The sequence below is a fragment of the Acinetobacter sp. ANC 5045 genome, assembly GCF_004331005.1.
GTDB lineage: Bacteria > Pseudomonadota > Gammaproteobacteria > Pseudomonadales > Moraxellaceae > Acinetobacter > Acinetobacter towneri.
The window spans coordinates 1-18,722 of the sequence record NZ_SJNS01000016.1; the positions used below are offsets into that span (position 1 = coordinate 1).

Genomic DNA, 18,722 nt, shown 5'->3' on the forward strand with positions numbered 1-18,722 from the left:
CACTTTTACCTTCAGAAAGCCAGAGAATAGTTTGGGCACGTTGTCTTTCACGCCAATGTTTTGCATGCTTGGCCAGAAAAATGAGTCGTTCTCGCTGTTCTAAACTAAGTGGTACAGAAACAATTCGAGGCATGTGTGAACATCTGTTAACTAAAAAAACTTTTTCGCATGATTAGTTATTTTTGTCAACTTACAGGTAACTTACCAATATATTGTAAAGTGTAATCTATAATTAAATTATCAGTACTCGTTATCGTATTAATTGGTAGCTCATGGTTAAAAAGACTTAAATTCTTAATTTGTGACTCTAATACCGTCATTTTATTTAAGACTTGCTCAATAGCTTCACTTTCTGCAATAGATTTATTTTCAACCTTAGCAACTTCAAATTTCCCAAAATAACTTAAAAAAGATTGGTAATCATCTTTTTGAGAAGCTTCATAAGTTTTGACAATTTTTCTACTTAAGTCATCAATAAATTTTTCGACTGTACTATGTCTTAAATCTTTTCTATATGGTTCATGTTGTATATTGCCTGTATCAAATGAATAGTCCGTCTTATCATCTTTAACAATCACCACTGGTTTATTAAATGCTAATCGCATCCCAAGTTCAAACATGACATTGGCATTTTTATTACTCACATCACATACAATAATCGCATCGTTGTAAATATTATTAATGATTGAGCCATGAATAACCGTACTTTCCTCTGAATCGCTAACGATACGAGGAATAAACCCAGCTCTTTCAATCGACTTATGTAAAATTTGACGTATATCTGACCAATGTTCCGCGGTGTATTCTGATGACATAGTAGCTATTGGCATAATAATTCCACAAGTGAGTCTAGTATCTTTTGACTCTTGTGTTGTTACTTCTTCCCCACTTTGAATATCAACTTTTTTATTCATTATTTTTACCAAATTAACTTTACCTAAATCATATCTAAAATGGCACCAATTAACTAGCTACATTAATTCATGTATGTCGCCACTTAGGAAAAGAACTTTCACTGCAAATTTAAATCCCCCTTTGAAAAGGGGGACTTTGTCACGTAATCAAATTGATACACGTAGTTCCCTCTCTTTTTTAAAGGAGAGGGCTAGGGAGAGGATTATTATTTAATTGTCAAAACTTTAAGAATACAATCAATACAAACACTTCACACCAAGAATAACATGACCATCAAAAAAGTATCCTCCATCGCCAAACTCGAAGACTTAGGGCGCGTCCAGCTGTCAAAGTCCTTTTTTATGCGTAATTTCCTTTATAGTGATATCGCCAATTGGTACGGTATTCCTAACTTTCCAGACCATCCTGAAAAAGCCATCTACACAGGCACACAACTGTGCGAGCAACTGCTCGAACCACTCCAAGATAAATTTGGACGAATTGCGATTCGCTCGGCGTATCGCTCACCAAGCGTGAACCAACTCGGAAATGAAAAAGGACATAACTGCGCCAGTAACGAGAAAAACTTTGCCAGTCACATTTGGGACTATCCCGATGCAAAAGGTTATGGGGCAACGGCGTGTATTGTCATTCCATCATTTTTAGAGCTATATGAAAAAGATCAAGCCAATTGGCAACAACTCGCCTATTGGATTCATAACCACTTGAACTATAGTTATATGCAGTTTTTCCCAAAACTGTGTGCTTTTAATATTGGTTGGCATGAACAGCCAACACGGGAAATTTATAGTTATATCAAACCCAAAGGCTATTTATTACGTGGGGAAGCGGTGAATCAAGAATTTGAGCAGTTTTATCCTGATCTTATTTAGTTTTCTCTTTTAAATTACCCTCCCCCTTGCGCAGCAGTACTGCTCATCCAAGTGGGAGAAGGAGCTTCCATTACAAATTAAATGCCATCAAAACTTTGATATTGGAAAGGTCTTTAAAACAAGCACTAGTGATAAACTGCACTGTGGTGCAAGGGAGAGATAAATATTTAAATTTTAAAATGAAGAGCAGATCAGAAATTATGCGCTCCTCACTTCATTCCTCTCAACATATTCTTAGCCCCTGCGTGATTATAATTTTTGGCTAAATTCTGCAAAATGCGCTTGGCTTGCACTTCTGCGTTTGGAAAACGACTGCGATAACTCGACACACTGGTTAAACAACGTGCCACCAACATGCCAGATTCTGTATAAATACGCGTACCCTCTGCGCCCTGTAACTTGCCATAGTTATAAGCACGTTGCGCATTATTACAGGCATTAATTTGATTACGCCCACTGTTTAAATCACGACGTGCCGCCACATATAAACGTGTCTGTTGCTGTTGTGGTGTTTCGACCACACGTGGTGGGGCTGTTTTTACTGGTGCAGTCACTGGCTCTTTTTTCTCTTCAGGTTTTTCCTTCGCTTCAGCAACTTTGGTTGCATTAGTTGTTTTTGGATTACTTGGAGCTGCTTTAGGTACGGCCTTTGTAGGTGCAGAAGCCGCGCGGTAAAAGCGTCGCGCTTCATCTTCAGACATTATTTTAGTAACCAAACTCACCACTCGCGCTTCACCACGCTGTTCCAACTGTCGCTCCGCCACTGGCTCAATCGATACAATCCAACTTTCGCCCTGATTACCTACACAACGGTATGCCCCAATCCCCTGTTTTACATCTCGATAAGTATTGAGTAATTTTTTAGACCATGCATTTTTAACTAAACTCATTGAGCTTTTATAGGCAAGCGTTAAGCGTCCATTTTGTGACTGACAATAGCTGCCCATATATTTACGTGGAATCATAGATTCAGCAGGCTGATCTTTGCGCTGTGGCCCCCAATAATAGACATATTCTTTAGCAGCACCACTGGGCTGATTTAAGTTTTTTTGAACAATCAGTTCTTGTGCAGATGCAAAATGCTTCACCGAATTTGGGCTATATTGATCGACTGTTGCACAACCAAATAATAGGCTGCCCACCCCCCCCATCAAAAGTATTTTTTTGCAGGTCACGTTTCAATTCTCAATTGTTTTTATAGGAATGAAAATATATGAATTAGCGGAAAATAACAAATCTAACACCTTGATTTTATAGTTAAATAATCATCGCTTTATTTGAATCGCGTTTGATATTTTTATAAAACAATACAATTCATCACAGTTTTTTATGATTTTGAATACTAACACTCATATTATTTTTTATACAACTGTTCAGATCTATTTATATTTAGCAATCATGGCTCTGAACATGTGAACGCGACATCCACAACAAATCATGGATGTCGCCACCACAACTAGTGATCCAATGTCGATTCAAATGCTTTTAAACGCTTATAGATAGACAAGAGCTCAATAATGGTTGGCCAAGATGCAATCAGATACTGAAAAGATTCACGGACTTTGCCAAATACGTTGGCAATTTGCATCATCAAACCCAATGTAATAGCCCCTGCGGCAATACTTGGGAACAACACAAATAAACCATAAATATTGTCCAATTGCATGTACCAAATGCGTACCAAGTTAAAATAGGCATAGTGGAAATATAAACGGAAATAGTTCAAACGCACTTTGCTAAACAGTTCTTTTAAACTCAGCGGATCAGCACGTTCAGCGTGATCTTCACCATAAACCAATTCTTTACGATAAGCCGCCTCAACTTTTTGGTTATTAAATTCCAGACCTGGTAACTTCGCACCCACCACAATTAACACCACTGTACCAAATACTGCCCAACCCACTGCAGCCCAAACTAAGGCATACGAAATTTCCCCCACTATAGGCAGGGCTTTGACATGCACAGACAAACTAAACAGCACAGGTAAAAATGCCAACAAAGTCATTAGGGCTTCGACTAAATTTACCCCTAAAGTTTCCATGGTTCTGGCAAAGCGCATGGTATCTTCTTGAATACGCTGTGAAGCCCCTTCAATATGTCTGAGTTTTTCCCAATGTGCGGTGTAATAATTATTCATTGCCGTACGCCAACGAAAAACATAGTGACTAACAAAAAATAAATTCAAAACCATTAAGGTCACTGCCACCATGGCGATGTATAAAAAGGTCAGCACACCTGCATAGAGTTCATTGACATCTCCACCGCCACTACTGAGCATTTTTTGAATCAGGTCATAAAATGGGTTGTACCAGGCATTCACCACAACATTGACTTGTACCCCAAACCAAATATTAAACAGGATGAATGCCGATCCCCATACCGACCAGCGCTGCCATGGGTGATTTGCTTTAAGTTTCCAGAAAATGGCAAACAGCGTCGTTGCCACAAAAAACCACAGATAAAACCATAAAAATGCAGGTGACCAAAAACGGCTGACATCGATGGGTAATGTTGCTTCGGCATAGCCTTGCGGGAAGCCAATCCAACTACCCCATGCGCTACCGCCCGAGTACCATAAAGCCAGATTGATCGCGAACCAAACAAGCAATGAAATAAAAAACCACTTTGGATTTGGAAAAAATGACTTAAACATGCAGACAAAAAGCCTTTATTTTTTAAATTTGAATGTAAAACCCAGTGCCTTCACCACTTAAAAAAGCGTGAATGGATACTTTAACTTTTATACTTTATACGCTGTTTTTTCAGCAATAATTTTATTTTTATACTGAAAACTGTAAATTTCATCAATCGGCTATATTTTACTGCGCTGTTCATTTGCCATTCATCTAAGAAATTACATCAAATTTCAATTTCTTATATTTTTAAAATGTCAAATTATGAAGTATTGGGCAAATTTATTGCGATTTTTTGACCAACAATTCAAGTACAAAATATTTAAACCCGACACAAATTTACGATTTTGTGTAGATTATTCATCAATTTACTATATAATACAGTTGATTAAAAATAACTCATTTAGGGTGCGGTATGGAATCTCCAACAGAAAACATTGCTATTGAGCTACTTGAACCTATTGTTCTACGTAAAGAAAACTGCGCACCAATTGAATTCGAGCAAGGTACAATTTTAAAAGTTTTATTGGTTAATCCTAACTCCTACTTGGTTACCGTAGACGACGAATTTAACTTTACTGTCTCTTTAGAAGATGAAAATAAGGTGTGGCGTAAACTTTAATTACTGAGTCGCCACAAACTTTAATGATTGAATGTACGCAAAGCACATTCAATCATTAGATAAAGCTTGATAAATACGCTACTGCTTTCATGGCTTATAAAAACTAAACTTTCATTACACCTATCAATCACAGCATCCTTTTAATTTTTCAGAAGTCCACTTCGGGTATGGCTCTCTGAAAATGTTGCCTAAGATTCAGTTTTCAATCCTCTGTATATCATTGTAGATTTTGCAACAATCTCATCAAAATCACCTTTATATTGGGCAAAATGAGATAAAAATTAGCTTTAAATTTTCATCTTATTTTCTCTATAAAAATCAATAAAATATACCAATTGATCAAACCAAAACAACAACAGCAATGACTTTAAATTCACTTTTACAACTAAGCAAAACCAAAATTAATCAAAAATTATGATAAGATCATGCTTCTTGTAAAACACATTTTTTTATAAAGATGAGTTGCTTAAGCAATTTTTACTGTCTTTAGTGTGTTTTATTTTTTCTATTTTTTTAATTCACATCCTATTTTGACAAGATCTACTTGATCTCTAAATTTAGGATTGTATTTGCTTATTTTTATAATGCGGATATTTAAAATCCTGAATTGTGTCACTCAAAATTGGAGAAGTAATTAAGAACTCAAAAACTAATGGAGATAGCAATGGATCGAATTGCAATTATTGGCGCTGGCCCAAGCGGCATGGCCCAATTAAGAGCGTTTCAGTCAGCAAAGGCCAAAGGTCTACAAGTTCCTGAAATTGTATGTTTCGAAAAACAAAATGATTGGGGTGGACTCTGGAACTATACTTGGCGCACAGGTATAGATGAACATGGCGAACCTGTCCACGGCAGTATGTACCGTTATTTATGGTCAAATGGCCCTAAAGAAGCGCTAGAATTTGCCGATTATACTTTTGATGAACACTTCAAAAAACCAATCGCGTCTTATCCGCCACGCGCAGTGTTGTGGGATTATATTCAAGGTCGTGCAGAAAAAGCACAGGTGAAAGACTTAGTCCGCTTTAATACCGCCGTTCAGCATATTCATTATGATGATGCGACGCAAAAATTTACGGTTGATGTCGAAGATTACGCACAGCAACGTCATTATTCAGAACAGTTTGATTATGTTGTGGTGGCCTCTGGGCACTTTTCTACCCCGCGTGTCCCTGTTTATGAAGGCTTTGATCAATTCCATGGTCGTATTTTACACGCGCATGATTTCCGTGATGCACTGGAATTTAAAGGTAAATCAGTGCTGTTGGTGGGCAGCAGCTACTCTGCCGAAGACATTGGTTCGCAATGTTATAAATACGGCGCCAAACAAATTTACAGTTGCTATCGCAGTAAAGCCATGGGCTTTAAGTGGCCCAAAAACTGGTCTGAAAAACCACAATTACTGCGTGTAGATGAAAATACTGCTTATTTTGGTGATGGAACATCGGCCAAAATTGATGCCATTATTTTATGTACGGGCTATTTACACCACTTCCCGTTTATTGAAGATGGCTTGCGCCTCAGAACGCATAACTGCCTTTATCCACTAGGTTTATATCAAGGTGTGGTTTGGGAAAAGAATCCACGTTTGTTCTATTTGGGTATGCAAGATCAATGGTACACCTTCAATATGTTCGATGCGCAGGCATGGTTTGTCCGTGATGTGATTTTAGGCAAAATTGCATTGCCAAGTACAGATGAAATGCAAAGCCATACCCAAACCTTGCATGAAAAAGAACAACGCTTAATCAGCGATGAACAATCTGCACGTTTCCAAGGGGATTACATCAAACGCCTGATTGCGCAGACCGACTATCCATCTTTCAATATTGATGCAGTACACGATATTTTCATGCAATGGAAAAAGCATAAAAAAGAAAATATTATGGGCTTTAGAGATAAAGTTTATCGCTCAGTGATGACAGGAAAAATGGCTAAACCGCATCACACACCATGGCTTTATGCACTAGATGATTCTCTGGAAAGTTATCTAGAAGATGAAGCTCAACGTGAGGCGATGTAAGGCGTGATCTCAAAGATTAAAGCAGGCCTGCCGTAACGGAAAAACAACTACAAGCCTCATAAACATTGCTGATGAGGCTTGTGGTTTAAAGATTCATTTCAACTTATCATTGTTTAGAAATAGCGCTAATTATAAATCTGACTTGGCGCGTTTTAAGGCTTGTTGCCAACGCGATAAATGTTCAGCCCGCTCTGCCTCATTCATTTGAGGTTCAAATACCCGATCTAACTGCCAAGATGCTGAAATTTCAGATAAGTCAGAAAATACACCCGCCTTTAAACCTGCCATAGCTGCTGCTCCCCAAGCGGTTGATTCCAACATTTTAGGACGTAACACAGGCACATTTAAAATATCGGCTTGGAATTGCATCAACATATCATTTTGACTAGCACCACCATCGACTCGAAGCTCTTTCAGTGGATGATCTAAATCGGATTGCATCGCAGTGAGTACATCCGACACCTGAAATGCAATGGATTCCAAGGCAGCACGGGCAATATGTGCCTTGTTGGTGCCACGTGACATTCCACATAAAAGGGCTCGCGCTTCACTGTCCCAATGTGGCGCACCAAGCCCTGTAAATGCAGGAACTAGCACTACACCATCGCTAGAAGTTACACTATTGGCAAGTTGTTCCACATCGCTGCTTTTTTGGATAATACCCAAACCATCGCGCAGCCATTGCACCACCGCGCCTGCCATAAAAACACTGCCTTCAAGGGCAAAATGGGTTTGATTTTGACATTGCCACGCCAAAGTGGTAAGTAACTTATTTTGGCTAAATTGCACCTGATTGCCTGTATTAAACAACATAAAACAGCCTGTACCATAGGTGTTTTTTGCTGTTCCAACTTCAAAGCACGATTGCCCAAACAACGCCGCCTGCTGATCGCCTAAAATACCTGTAATTGGGATATTCGCGCCCAATAAACCCGTTGCGGTATCTGCAATATAGCTGTCGGATGCAATAATTTTAGGTAAAACTGATGCGGGAATTTGAAATAATTCCAGCAATTCTTCATCCCAAGTTTGGTGATGTAAATTCATCAACATCGTTCTTGAAGCATTACTCGCTTCAATGACATGCTCTGCGCCTTGGGTCAAATTCCAGATTAACCAACTGTCGATGGTGCCAAAAGCCACATGCCCCTGCTGTGCCAATGCTTTTAATCCATCGACATGCTCAAGCAGCCACACCAGTTTGCCTGCACTAAAATACGGATCTATACGCAGACCTGTTTTTTCCTGAATCAATTGCATCTGGTTATTTTGAATCAACTGATGACACCAATCAGCCGCACGACGATCTTGCCAAATTATGGCAGGTGCCAGTGGTTTGCCTGTGCGTTTATCCCACACTACAGTCGTTTCACGTTGATTGGTCACGCCAATCGCGTGAATGTCTTTAGCCAAAATACCTGCAGTCGCCAGAGCCTGTTGCACCACAGCAATTTGATTTGACCAGATTTCTTGGGCATCTTGTTCCACCCAACCTGAATATGGGGTCTGGATATGGGTTTCTCGTTGTGCCGTTGCCTGAACTTGTCCGTGTTCATTAAAGATGATGGCACGACTAGAAGTTGTGCCTTGGTCGAGTGCTAGTAAATAACTCATATTTTTTATTGTGTTTGACTTGAAAAATAAAATATTAGCGCAATTATGTAACTAAGCGCATCGAAATGTGTAATTGTGCAGAAAATACATCGTAATTTTTGCCAGCTATGCTATGATTGCGCTGTGATATGGGGGTGTTATTGGCTTCGACGCTGATGATGAAGCTCATAGATGCATGCCGAGAGCGCATTTTCTCTCGTAAATCAAATTTGCATTAAAATAGTCGCAAACGACGAATCTTACGCTCTAGCTGCCTAAGGGCCGCTTGTCCGCTTCACTGAATACTTGTGGTCAGTGAACCCGACTGAAGCGCACGCACACAAGTCCGTATAGAGTTGAGCCTCGGGACTTTATACCAAACTTAGAGGATCGCACTTTGAACCCTGTTCGTCGGGTCTTAGAGTGTTAAAACAATAGACGATATCTAAGCATGTAGTATTCTCGAGTGTAGTGTTGGCGGACGCGGGTTCAACTCCCGCCACCTCCACCAAATTCTTAAATTCATATGAAGTTACATAACTAAATATGACTAAAAAAGCCTTAAACATCAGTGTTTAAGGCTTTTTCTATGGGTTTTGCGTCCAATGCTATCCAGAACAAATTGACCCAAATTTGAATAAATTGGGTCAAAATTGCGTCAATTTGACCCACAACTTTTAGATCTATAATGACCTGAAGCGAAGTACATCTCTCAAACAACCCTTGTCATAAATTTGTAATGTTTGTTGCTTATAAATTCTTAGAAATTTCAACTTTATATTTTAAGGTTCAGGAATGTCAGCAAACATCAGCTTAAAGTATCTAAATTCATTGATCAGTGATGCTCAGACTAAAGGCAATAAAATTGAGAAAATATTATTGGGCTATAAGGCTTATTATTTTTTCATGTCAGATAGTGATTTCCATAAGGCAGTGACTAGCTCTGCACTCTCGCCAAGCAAACGTAAATATAAAGACCATAAAATTAAAGTGACCCAAGACGACTATCAAATTGAGGTAAAACTTCACGAAAAATGATCAGGATTGCTCACTTTTGCACAATACAGGTTCAAATCCACTTTTAGGATTTAAGCCTTTTTATTGGACGGTTTATTCATCTCCAAACATTTTTCGCTTTCACTCCCCAAACCGAATAACTCCCCCGCACAACAACAAAATAGATTATATTATCCTTAATTGATAAAAAATTATGCGGAGTACACATGCAGGTATTTCCCTTAGGAAAGCGAACTATTTCCGTGATTGTGGTCATTGTAGCTCTGGTTTTATTGTTAATTTACGTGGTCTTACGCACAGGCCCATTTGCCCCTGTCAACGTCACCCTCACGCAAGTCAAATATCAATCCATTCAACCTAGCCTGTTTGGCGTAGCAACCGTTGAAGCGCGTTATAATTATAAAATTGGCCCAACTGCAGCAGGTCGCTTAAAAAACTTAAAAGTAGATATTGGCGATAACGTACAAGCAGAACAACTGTTAGGCGAAATGGATCCTGTCGATCTAGAAGATCGTTTATTGGCTCAACGTGCGATAATCCAAAAAATTACCGCTCAGCAACAAGACACTCAAATCCGTCAAAATTTTGCGCAGCAACAAGTCAATCGTTATCAACAACTAGCTAAAATCAATGCCACCAGCCAAGAATCTTTAGCCATTAAACAACAAGAGCTCGATTTGGCAACGGCGGCACTCAGCGCGATGCAACAAGAACTCAATAAAGCACGTGCAGACCTGAATACCTTACAAGCACAGCGTGATAATTTAAATTTAGTGGCCACAGCTGCAGGTGTCGTCACTGCACGTTATGCAGAACCGGGTTCAACGGTGGTAGCAGGTCAAACCGTACTAGAAATTGTCGATCCTAACTCCATTTGGATGAATGCCCGTTTCGATCAATCCAGTGCGATTGGTTTAGCTGCTGACTTACCAGCTCAAATTCATTTACGTTCACGGCAAAATAATGCTTTGGCAGGTCATGTGTTATGGGTAGAACCTCGTGCCGATGCCATTACCGAAGAAATTTTAGCTAAAGTGGTTTTTAATCAACCTCCAACGCCTCTTCCGCCTTTGGGTGAGTTAGCAGAAGTCACCATCAGCCTCGCACCATTGGCACGCAGCTTAACCATTCCCAATGCGGCAGTTCACCGTATCAATAACCAAGTAGGCGTGTGGAAAGTTGTGGCCGAAAAGCCGCAATTTGTTGAAGTTCAATTAGGACGTTCAAATTTAGCGGGCGATGTGCAAGTGCTCGCAGGCTTATCCGAAAATGATCAAGTGGTGCTGTATAGTGAAAAACCCCTACATGCCAAAAACCGTTTACGGGTTGTCAAGCAACTTGCAGGAGCAGCTAAATGATTAGTCTGGCAGGTCGTGATATTTTCCATTCATGGGGTAAATTTGTATTTACTGGCTTTGGACTCGGCTTGCTGATTGGTGTGACCTTAATTATGGCTGGCGTGTATCGCGGCATGGTAGATGATGCCAAAGCCCTGCTGAATAACAGTGGTGCTGACCTATGGGTAGTGCAGCAAGATACACTTGGCCCTTATGCAGAACCTTCAAGTGTGCGTGATGATTTATATCGCAGCGTGATGAATATGCCCGGGGTGGCGCATGCTTCAAATATTACTTATTTAACCATGCAAGTGCATCATCAAGATAAAGATATTCGCTCGATGGTGGTCGGGATTCAAACAGGTGAACATGCGTGGAATAACTTGGGGTGGCCGCCACATTTATTGGCAGGACGTCAATTGACCCGCGGGCACTATGAAGCCGTAGCCGACATGAGTACGGGATTAAAGTTGGGTGATCGTATTAAAATCCGTCGTAACACCTTTACCGTGGTGGGTTTAACCCGACGCATGGTGTCTTCGGGTGGTGACCCGATGATTTTTATTCCGCTGAAAGATGCACAACAGGCGCAATTCCAAAAGGGCAATGCTGCCATTTTACAAGACCGTAGACGAATTGCAGTAAACCCAATTTATAACCGCCCTGCTTATCCTGACTTGCTTGAAAGCGTACTCAATGCACAAAGTAGCAACCGTTATGTGAATGCTATTTTAGTCCGTTTAAATGCAGGTGCTTCAGCTGAAGAAACAGCAGCACATATTCAGCGTTGGCAACAACTAACAGTCTATACCCGCCCGCAGATGGAACACATTTTAATCAGCAAAATGATTGCCACATCCGCAAAACAAATTGCCATGTTTTTAGTGATTTTGGCCTTGGTCAGCGCCGCGATTGTGGCATTTATTATTTATACCCTGACTATGGACAAAATTCGTGAAATTGCGGTCTTAAAATTAATCGGCACACGCAATCGCACAATCGCTTGGATGATCTTGCAACAAGCACTCGCGCTGGGATTAATTGGATTTGCTGTCGGTAAAATCAGTTCAACTTTTGCAGCACCATATTTCCCGAAATATGTCTTATTGGTTCCACAAGATTCGATTTTCGGATTTTTTGCGGTGATGCTGATTTGCATGTTAGCCAGTTTGGTTGCAATTCGGATGGCACTGCGTGTTGACCCTGCCGAAGCAATTGGGGGATAACATGACACACGGCATTTTAATTGAAGGTTTAAAAAAGCGTTTTGGACAAGGTGACAATGCCTTTTATGCCTTAAAAGATGTCAATATGCAGGTTGCGCCCGGTGAAGTAGTTGGGCTGATTGGCCCCTCAGGTTCGGGCAAAAGTACCTTACTCAAATGTTTAGGTGCAGTGATTGATCCTACCGAAGGACGCATGACTTTGGGCGATGAGGTGATTTTTGACCAACGTTGGTTAGTCAAAGACTTAAGTGCCTTACGCCGCGATAAAATTGGTTTTATGTTCCAAACCCCGTACTTAATTCCTTTTTTAAATGTTTTGGATAATGTAGCGCTGCTGCCGATGTTAGCAGGCGTAGCCAATGACATTGCCCGCGCCCGCGCATTGGAAATTTTAACGGCGCTCGATGTGCAGCATCGGGTACATGCCATGCCTGGGCAATTGTCTGGTGGTGAACAACAGCGTGTCGCCATTGCACGTGGTTTGATTAATCAACCGCCTGTGATTTTAGCCGATGAACCCACTGCACCATTGGATAGTGTACGCGCGATGACCGTGATTCGCTTATTACACGAAATGGCAGAAAAATTTCAAACTGCAATTATTGTAGTCACACATGACGATAAAATCATCCCTACCTTTAAACGCTTGTACCACATTCGAGATGGTGTGACTTATGAAGAACAAGGCGAAGGACGTCCTTTTAAGTAGGCTCTAAAGTTTTCAGCGCTGGAAACTGATGTTTTAGCTCAATATCAAAAGCAATAAAATATCTGCATTTCAAGTTACATGCGACACAATGCTAAAAAACGGTTGATGTGGTATTCTGATAGCATCAGAAATGCAAAAATATAATACTTACTAGCTTCATACTGTTCTTGGAATTTAATCAAAATACGCATATATTGATTAAATAGAGCAATTTATTCTTAATCCAAGAATTGACGCGCTAACCATGAAACTTAATCACCTAGAGGTTTTAGATATGTCAACTAGAAACCGAACCAATGAAAGTGAAATCGCTACAGCTGCAGCTGACGTTTTGCGTGAACGCTTCATTGCAGTAGCTCACAGTGATCGAGTACTTTATGTGGAAAATGATGCCTTAGTCAGCAAAACCCCGAATGGCAAACCAGTTTTAATCAAACAGTTATCTGGTCGGAACCCTGATCTAGCCCGCCAGTTTAATGGTCGCAGAACCTTTAAAATTAGAAAACGTAACATAGAGGCTACTGCAGAATAATTTATGTTGCCAAAAACACCTCGAATCAGAATGTTTGCGGGTCCAAATGGATCGGGCAAAAGTACGATGATTAATGGTTTAGATAGCCGTTTATCTAAATTGTTTTTGAATGCTGACAACCTTGAGCGCGATCTTAAAGCCACACCCATTCTTGATCTAAGTCAATTTGATATACGCATTAATGCAAACATATTGGTTGATTATCTTACTCAAGCAAGTCGACCACTAAAAAATGCAGATGGTACTCTAAGCAAAAGTCCTCTCCTCTCAGTAGATCCTGTGATTGATGGAAGCTTAATCGACTTAAGCGGGAACACGATTGATTCCTACCTCGCAGCCCGAATTCTTGATGTCATCCGTAAAGAGTTACTTACGCTTAAGGTTGGATTTACATTTGAAACCGTAATGTCTCATGAGAGTAAAATCGAGTTTTTGCGAGATGCTAAAACGCAAGGCTATCGTACCTATTTATACTTTGTGACGACTGAGGACCCTGATATTAATGTGGACCGAGTTAAACAACGTGTGAAAAATGGTGGTCATCCAGTCGAAGAAATTAAAATCCGTGAACGCTATTTCCGCACTATGCACATGTTGATTGATGCGATTGAAGTATCCGACCGAGCGTATTTATTTGATAACTCAAGTAATGCGACCAAGAATATGGCTTCTTATATCTGTGAAGTGACTAACGGAGATACATTGATCATTAATCCAGATTTTAAAGGAGAGTTTCCGATCTGGTTTGAAAAATATGTACTTGTTCATTTGGTTGATGAAGAATAAAAAAACCGCGCTTGAATCATTCAAACGCGGTTTTTTAAATATTCACAGGTCAGTAAACTGAACCCATCGGCATCTTACTCAGCCAACATTTTACTCAGTATTCATAGCCATTGTTGATTGACCATTGCTGCAATTTGCCATAATAGATTTCATCGTTGAACAGTAGGTCTGCTTTAGAGGCAGCATTACTTTCTTCAGTTGGGCAGAAACCATCATCACAATCGGCATCGACAACCCAGCAACCACGAACGAACAATACTTTATTGCCTTCTTGCTCCAGTTGTTTCTGAACGCGATCAATCGCTTCATGTAAGTCATCTGCGCCTAAATATGCGGTCAAATACGCATAAGAGCCTGTTTCATCGGATGCTTTACGGAACTCTACACCCACACAAAATAAATGTTTTTTCATTCTTGGCTCCTTGTCATCTTATACAACTAAGCTAATCTTTAATTTGGTCTAGGTCTAGTGCTTTTTCTTACACTTAACAATACGTTACCTATTCACAATACTGCAGTTCAAAGTAAAAACATAGTATCCAAATATTAGACTTAAGCCATAATCGCTGTATAAATGAGGTAGAACGCAACACCAATAACTGTCGTAGCAAATACCTTTTGTACAGTATTGCTATTCATGCGATGTACCAAAGTACGTCCAAGTAACATCCCGACAATACATGCCAGAACAAAGGTGATGGTGACTGCCATTGGGTACTGAAAGCCATCTAAAACGTGTGCTGAAATACTCACGCCACCAATCAGGAAAATAATCATCAAAGAGGTTGCGACGATACTGCGCATATCCAAATCGGTAAATTTACGCAATAACGGCACAATAATAAAACCACCGCCCACACCCAACAAACCCGTCAATAAGCCTGCAATTACACCCACACCACCAAGCAAAGACGCCGTTTTAACATTCCAAATTAAGCGTCCTGTGTTTTGGTTTACCTTACACGGTGGATTAACTTGGTCGTTGACTTTATTAAAGAAAATACGATACGCCACAATCAACATGACCAGACTGAACGCCAGTGTTAACCAAATGGGCGGGACAATACCTGCCAAATGCACCCCATAACGTGCAGATGGAATACTGATTAAGGCAATCCACAATGCAGCACGATAACGCACAATACGTTTGAACAAGCCTTCAACTGTGCCAACCAAAGCCGCCAAAGTGACTGCCAATAAACCGACAGGTGCAGCCTGCGCCACAGTCCAGCCCTGACTTGCCATAAGTGCAGGAACGGCAAGAATACCGCCCCCTGCCCCAGTTAAACCCAGCAAAGTACCAATCGCCAAGCCTTCTAGGATTAACATCCACATGCGTATTTCCCCCTATTCCATCACTATGTTGTGCTGTGCAAACATCACTTGCCACAAACTTTGTTGGCAGGCAAAGCCACATCAATATGTTTTGGATAAGGCAGGTTTAAATTCTGCATGAGGGTAATAAATTCCGCTTTGGTACGTCCTTGTCCTAAACGCGAGTTATTGCGTTTTTCCTGCCCAACGGTAGAAGATAAACGCCCTTTATAGTCATGCCCTGGATACACCAAAGTGTCATCAGGCAAGCTAAAAATTTGTAGATGAATGCTGTCATATAAAGTCGCTGGGTTGCCTTCCTGAAAGTCAGTACGACCACAACCATCAATTAACAACGCATCGCCAGTGAATACCATGCCATTGACCACATAGCTGGTACAGGCGTTGGTATGACCCGGGGTATAACGTGCTTCAATCAATAATTCACCCACACGAATGGCGCTGCCATCGGTAATGAAAATATCGCCACACACCACACCTGAATTACGATGTAATACAGTTTTACAACCAAAACGTGTTCTGAGTTCGTTGGCAGCAGTAATATGGTCAGCGTGTACGTGCGTATCTAAGCTATACACCAATTGCAAATCATGCTGTTCTAGAAAAGCAGCATATTGCTCAACCTCTGAAATTACAGGGTCAATCAGCACCGCTTCACGGGTTTGTTCAGATGCCAATAAGTAAGTATAGGTCGAGCTGTCAGCTTCAAAAAATTGATGAAAGATCATGAGATAGATACTGAGTTTTATATTTTGTTATTCTTAATTTTGCAAATATAGTGCCAACTTAATCTCTTTTAAATATATTAATAAAATACAATATATTAAGAAATATTGTTTAATTTAGATCATCCTCCATGTTTCACATCTGTTGCATTTTATGTTTCAATTGAATCAATAATGAAACAAAAGATGAAACATCATGAATGCGATACATGACTTTGAACAACAAGCCAGTCTTGAAAGCTTTTTGTTTCATTTACAACAACTTTGTCCAGACAGTTTGCTCTATGTTTATGACGACATTGCTCAAACATGGATTTATGAATATGCACAAGATGCTTCTGTTTCTGCAGCTACGGGTAAAACATTAAAAAATCAATTATTGAAATTAAAACTACAATCACAATCAGCATCACAACCACAGACAGGTCTGCTGCAACTCCCGAATAGTGCTAAGGCATGGCACTACCACAGCTTAAATATTCGTGTCCATACAGCCGATTTCACAGGATGTTTATTCTTTCTGCAGCCTAGCGTTGCAACAGTGTCATCACAAACACTCACCCCATCTGCCCAAGCACAAAATAGTTTGGCGGAGTTTTTCCATAGTGATTCGCCACAAATGCAGCATATGTATTCCATTATTGAACGGGTAGCGATTACTGAGTTTCCTGTTTTGGTGCGTGGTGAATCTGGTAGTGGTAAAGAGTTGGTGGCGCAAGCAGTACATGCACGCAGCCAACGGCATGCACAAGTCTTTATTGCGATTAACTGTGCTGCTTTAAATGCCAATATTTTAGAAAGTGAATTGTTTGGGCATGTGAAAGGTGCATTTACAGGGGCAATTCGTGAGCATAAAGGTGTGTTTGAACGTGCTGCAGGTGGTACTTTATTTTTAGATGAAATTGCAGAAATTCCACTGGAACTGCAAGCCAAATTATTGCGAGTATTAGAAACGGGCGAATTCACCCCTTTGGGCGGTGAAAAAGCGATTAAATCGAATGTCAGAATTATTACCGCAACCCATCGCGCTTTACGTGAAGAAGCGCGTTTAGGCAGATTTCGCCAAGATTTACTTTATCGTTTACGGGTGATTCCAATTTTTGTGCCACCACTACGTGAACGTAAACAAGATATCCCTAAAATTGCAGCATTTATTTTGCAACAACAAGCCCAGTTTCAGGTCACGCCACATTTGACCGAGCAAGTACTGAAGGTATTAATCAATTACGACTGGCCGGGCAACGTGCGTGAATTAAAAAATACCTTGCTGTATGCATTGACCATGTCAGCAGGTAAAACGGAAATTGATCAACACGATTTACCCGATGAAATTGTGCATGCTAGTTTGAAACTCGCCACAGCTCCCCCAACGCCACAACCTATTGAGCTGCCCATCAAAACCAACAATAAAGTAGATAAAGACACACTGCAGGATTTACTGGAAAAATATCAGGGGCAAACTGAATTGGTGGCACAAGCCTTGGGCATTAGCCGAACCACCTTATGGCGTTATCGAAAAAAATATCATTTATGAGGCGGAAGTTTGCTGAATAAAGGACGCTTTGCTTTGATCTGCATATTCATAAATGGTGTCTAAATCTTTTTGAATGGCAGCTGCGACTCGGCTAGGCATCAACTGATTAAGTTTTACAAAGACTTTTTCAGGATAACCGACCTGATAGGATTGACGGTCTGTTTGTAAAAATTGATACAGTTCTTGTGCCACAAATTCAGGTGAATCCACTTTTGTACCCATTTTGATATTCATTTCAATCACATCGGGATTATTCATACTGGTATTGGTCGCGCGTGGGGAGAAATATCTAAAACGAATGGCAGTCTGACAATACTCTCGCGCCAACGCTTCAGTTGCACCACGCAAGGCAAACTTACTGGCGCAATAACTCACATAGCCAGGATAGCCGATGCTGCCAAAAGTCGAGCCAATATTGATGATCTGACTCGGCTGACTGTCCGACATATATGGAATCACATCCTGAATCAGTTGCAGCGGATAAGCCACATTGACCAACATCATTTGCTCAATGGTATCCTGTGATTGCTGCGCAAACAGACGAAAATCATTCATGCCTGCATTGTTAATATAGTAATGAATCGGCTGTTTTAATGCGGCAAGTGCCTGAATAAAATCATGACGACTGCTGGCATCAATTAAATCACAACGCAGACTGTGTAATTGCAACTGAGGATACTGCTGCGCCAGACTTTGCTCTAGTTGTTGCAAGGTGTCTTGCTTACGCCCAACCAAAATTAAGTTTAAGCCTTTTTTAGCAAAATGATGCGCAATCGCATGACCAATCCCGCCTGTTGCCCCGAAAATCACCGCAGTTAAATTTGACATAAAAGATACTCTCAATTTTAAGATATTCGATACAA

Annotated in this window: 18 protein-coding genes, 1 other RNA gene and 1 pseudogene; 11 read left to right on the forward strand and 9 right to left on the reverse strand. The window is 40.4% G+C overall.

Going from position 1 to position 18,722, the window contains the following annotated elements; translation table 11 throughout:
- A pseudogene (locus tag E0H79_RS11635) lies at nt 1-133 on the reverse strand (helix-turn-helix domain-containing protein); the annotation flags it as partial.
- A gap of 52 nt (nt 134-185) precedes the next feature.
- A complete protein-coding gene (locus E0H79_RS11640) occupies nt 186-914 on the reverse strand; it encodes a hypothetical protein (RefSeq protein WP_131261714.1) in 729 nt (242 codons plus the stop codon).
- A gap of 267 nt (nt 915-1,181) precedes the next feature.
- On the opposite strand from E0H79_RS11640, the gene E0H79_RS11645 reads away from it, so the two are divergent.
- Nucleotides 1,182-1,787 (forward strand): hypothetical protein, encoded by a 606-nt coding sequence (locus E0H79_RS11645; RefSeq protein WP_131261716.1) that lies wholly within the window; start codon nt 1,182-1,184, stop codon nt 1,785-1,787.
- Nucleotides 1,788-1,996: 209 nt separating this feature from the next.
- On the opposite strand, the gene E0H79_RS11650 is transcribed toward E0H79_RS11645, so the two are convergent.
- Together E0H79_RS11650 and sbmA are read right to left on the reverse strand one after the other, a co-directional pair.
- A complete protein-coding gene (locus E0H79_RS11650) occupies nt 1,997-2,938 on the reverse strand; it encodes a hypothetical protein (RefSeq protein WP_131261726.1) in 942 nt (313 codons plus the stop codon).
- Nucleotides 2,939-3,243: 305 nt separating this feature from the next.
- Nucleotides 3,244-4,440: a peptide antibiotic transporter SbmA gene (gene sbmA / locus E0H79_RS11655; RefSeq protein WP_004975393.1), complete on the reverse strand. Its 1,197-nt coding sequence runs from the start codon at nt 4,438-4,440 to the stop codon at nt 3,244-3,246.
- 395 nt (nt 4,441-4,835) lie between these two features.
- On the opposite strand from sbmA, the gene E0H79_RS11660 reads away from it, so the two are divergent.
- Both E0H79_RS11660 and E0H79_RS11665 read left to right on the forward strand, forming a co-directional pair.
- Nucleotides 4,836-5,042 (forward strand): hypothetical protein, encoded by a 207-nt coding sequence (locus E0H79_RS11660; protein ID WP_004975391.1) that lies wholly within the window; start codon nt 4,836-4,838, stop codon nt 5,040-5,042.
- A gap of 664 nt (nt 5,043-5,706) precedes the next feature.
- Complete coding sequence (locus tag E0H79_RS11665; RefSeq protein ID WP_004975389.1) at nt 5,707-7,065, forward strand: NAD(P)-binding domain-containing protein; 1,359 nt, start codon at nt 5,707-5,709, stop codon at nt 7,063-7,065.
- 129 nt (nt 7,066-7,194) lie between these two features.
- Here E0H79_RS11665 and glpK read toward each other — a convergent pair whose 3' ends face one another.
- Nucleotides 7,195-8,679 (reverse strand): glycerol kinase GlpK, encoded by a 1,485-nt coding sequence (gene glpK / locus E0H79_RS11670; protein ID WP_004975387.1) that lies wholly within the window; start codon nt 8,677-8,679, stop codon nt 7,195-7,197.
- Between the two features lie 130 nt (nt 8,680-8,809).
- Between glpK and ssrA the strand changes: the two genes are divergently transcribed.
- From ssrA to E0H79_RS11705, 7 genes are all read left to right on the forward strand, one after another.
- Nucleotides 8,810-9,169: a transfer-messenger RNA gene (gene ssrA, locus E0H79_RS11675) on the forward strand.
- 284 nt (nt 9,170-9,453) lie between these two features.
- Nucleotides 9,454-9,696: a hypothetical protein gene (locus tag E0H79_RS11680; RefSeq protein ID WP_004975383.1), complete on the forward strand. Its 243-nt coding sequence runs from the start codon at nt 9,454-9,456 to the stop codon at nt 9,694-9,696.
- 185 nt (nt 9,697-9,881) lie between these two features.
- Nucleotides 9,882-11,033: an efflux RND transporter periplasmic adaptor subunit gene (locus E0H79_RS11685; protein ID WP_004975381.1), complete on the forward strand. Its 1,152-nt coding sequence runs from the start codon at nt 9,882-9,884 to the stop codon at nt 11,031-11,033.
- Nucleotides 11,030-12,238 carry an ABC transporter permease gene (locus tag E0H79_RS11690; protein WP_004975378.1) on the forward strand — a complete coding sequence of 403 codons (1,209 nt, stop codon included), beginning with the start codon at nt 11,030-11,032 and terminating at the stop codon, nt 12,236-12,238. The genes E0H79_RS11685 and E0H79_RS11690 overlap by 4 nt, the downstream gene beginning before the upstream one ends.
- 1 nt (nt 12,239) lies before the next feature.
- Nucleotides 12,240-12,947, forward strand: coding sequence for an ABC transporter ATP-binding protein (locus E0H79_RS11695; RefSeq protein ID WP_026438336.1), 708 nt, complete (start codon nt 12,240-12,242; stop codon nt 12,945-12,947).
- A 274-nt stretch (nt 12,948-13,221) separates the two neighbouring features.
- Complete coding sequence (locus tag E0H79_RS11700) at nt 13,222-13,479, forward strand: hypothetical protein (protein ID WP_004975373.1); 258 nt, start codon at nt 13,222-13,224, stop codon at nt 13,477-13,479.
- A gap of 3 nt (nt 13,480-13,482) precedes the next feature.
- Nucleotides 13,483-14,265 carry a hypothetical protein gene (locus tag E0H79_RS11705; protein ID WP_225543583.1) on the forward strand — a complete coding sequence of 261 codons (783 nt, stop codon included), beginning with the start codon at nt 13,483-13,485 and terminating at the stop codon, nt 14,263-14,265.
- Between the two features lie 94 nt (nt 14,266-14,359).
- Here the strand turns inward: E0H79_RS11705 and E0H79_RS11710 are convergent, their stop codons facing one another.
- The 3 genes from E0H79_RS11710 to E0H79_RS11720 all read right to left on the reverse strand — a co-directional run bounded on the left by E0H79_RS11710 (nt 14,360) and on the right by E0H79_RS11720 (nt 16,328).
- Nucleotides 14,360-14,677, reverse strand: a complete 318-nt coding sequence (locus E0H79_RS11710; protein WP_004975369.1) for a hypothetical protein — start codon at nt 14,675-14,677, stop codon at nt 14,360-14,362.
- 140 nt (nt 14,678-14,817) lie between these two features.
- Nucleotides 14,818-15,600, reverse strand: a complete 783-nt coding sequence (locus E0H79_RS11715; protein WP_004975367.1) for a sulfite exporter TauE/SafE family protein — start codon at nt 15,598-15,600, stop codon at nt 14,818-14,820.
- A 44-nt stretch (nt 15,601-15,644) separates the two neighbouring features.
- Entirely contained in the window at nt 15,645-16,328 is a 684-nt protein-coding gene (locus E0H79_RS11720; RefSeq protein ID WP_004975362.1) for an MBL fold metallo-hydrolase, read from the reverse strand.
- A 193-nt stretch (nt 16,329-16,521) separates the two neighbouring features.
- Here E0H79_RS11720 and E0H79_RS11725 point away from each other — a divergent pair, with 193 nt between their 5' ends.
- Nucleotides 16,522-17,859, forward strand: coding sequence for a sigma-54 interaction domain-containing protein (locus E0H79_RS11725; RefSeq protein ID WP_004975355.1), 1,338 nt, complete (start codon nt 16,522-16,524; stop codon nt 17,857-17,859).
- Here E0H79_RS11725 and E0H79_RS11730 read toward each other — a convergent pair.
- A complete protein-coding gene (locus E0H79_RS11730) occupies nt 17,854-18,687 on the reverse strand; it encodes an SDR family oxidoreductase (protein WP_004975352.1) in 834 nt (277 codons plus the stop codon). The genes E0H79_RS11725 and E0H79_RS11730 overlap by 6 nt on opposite strands.
- Nucleotides 18,688-18,722: the final 35 nt, after the last annotated feature.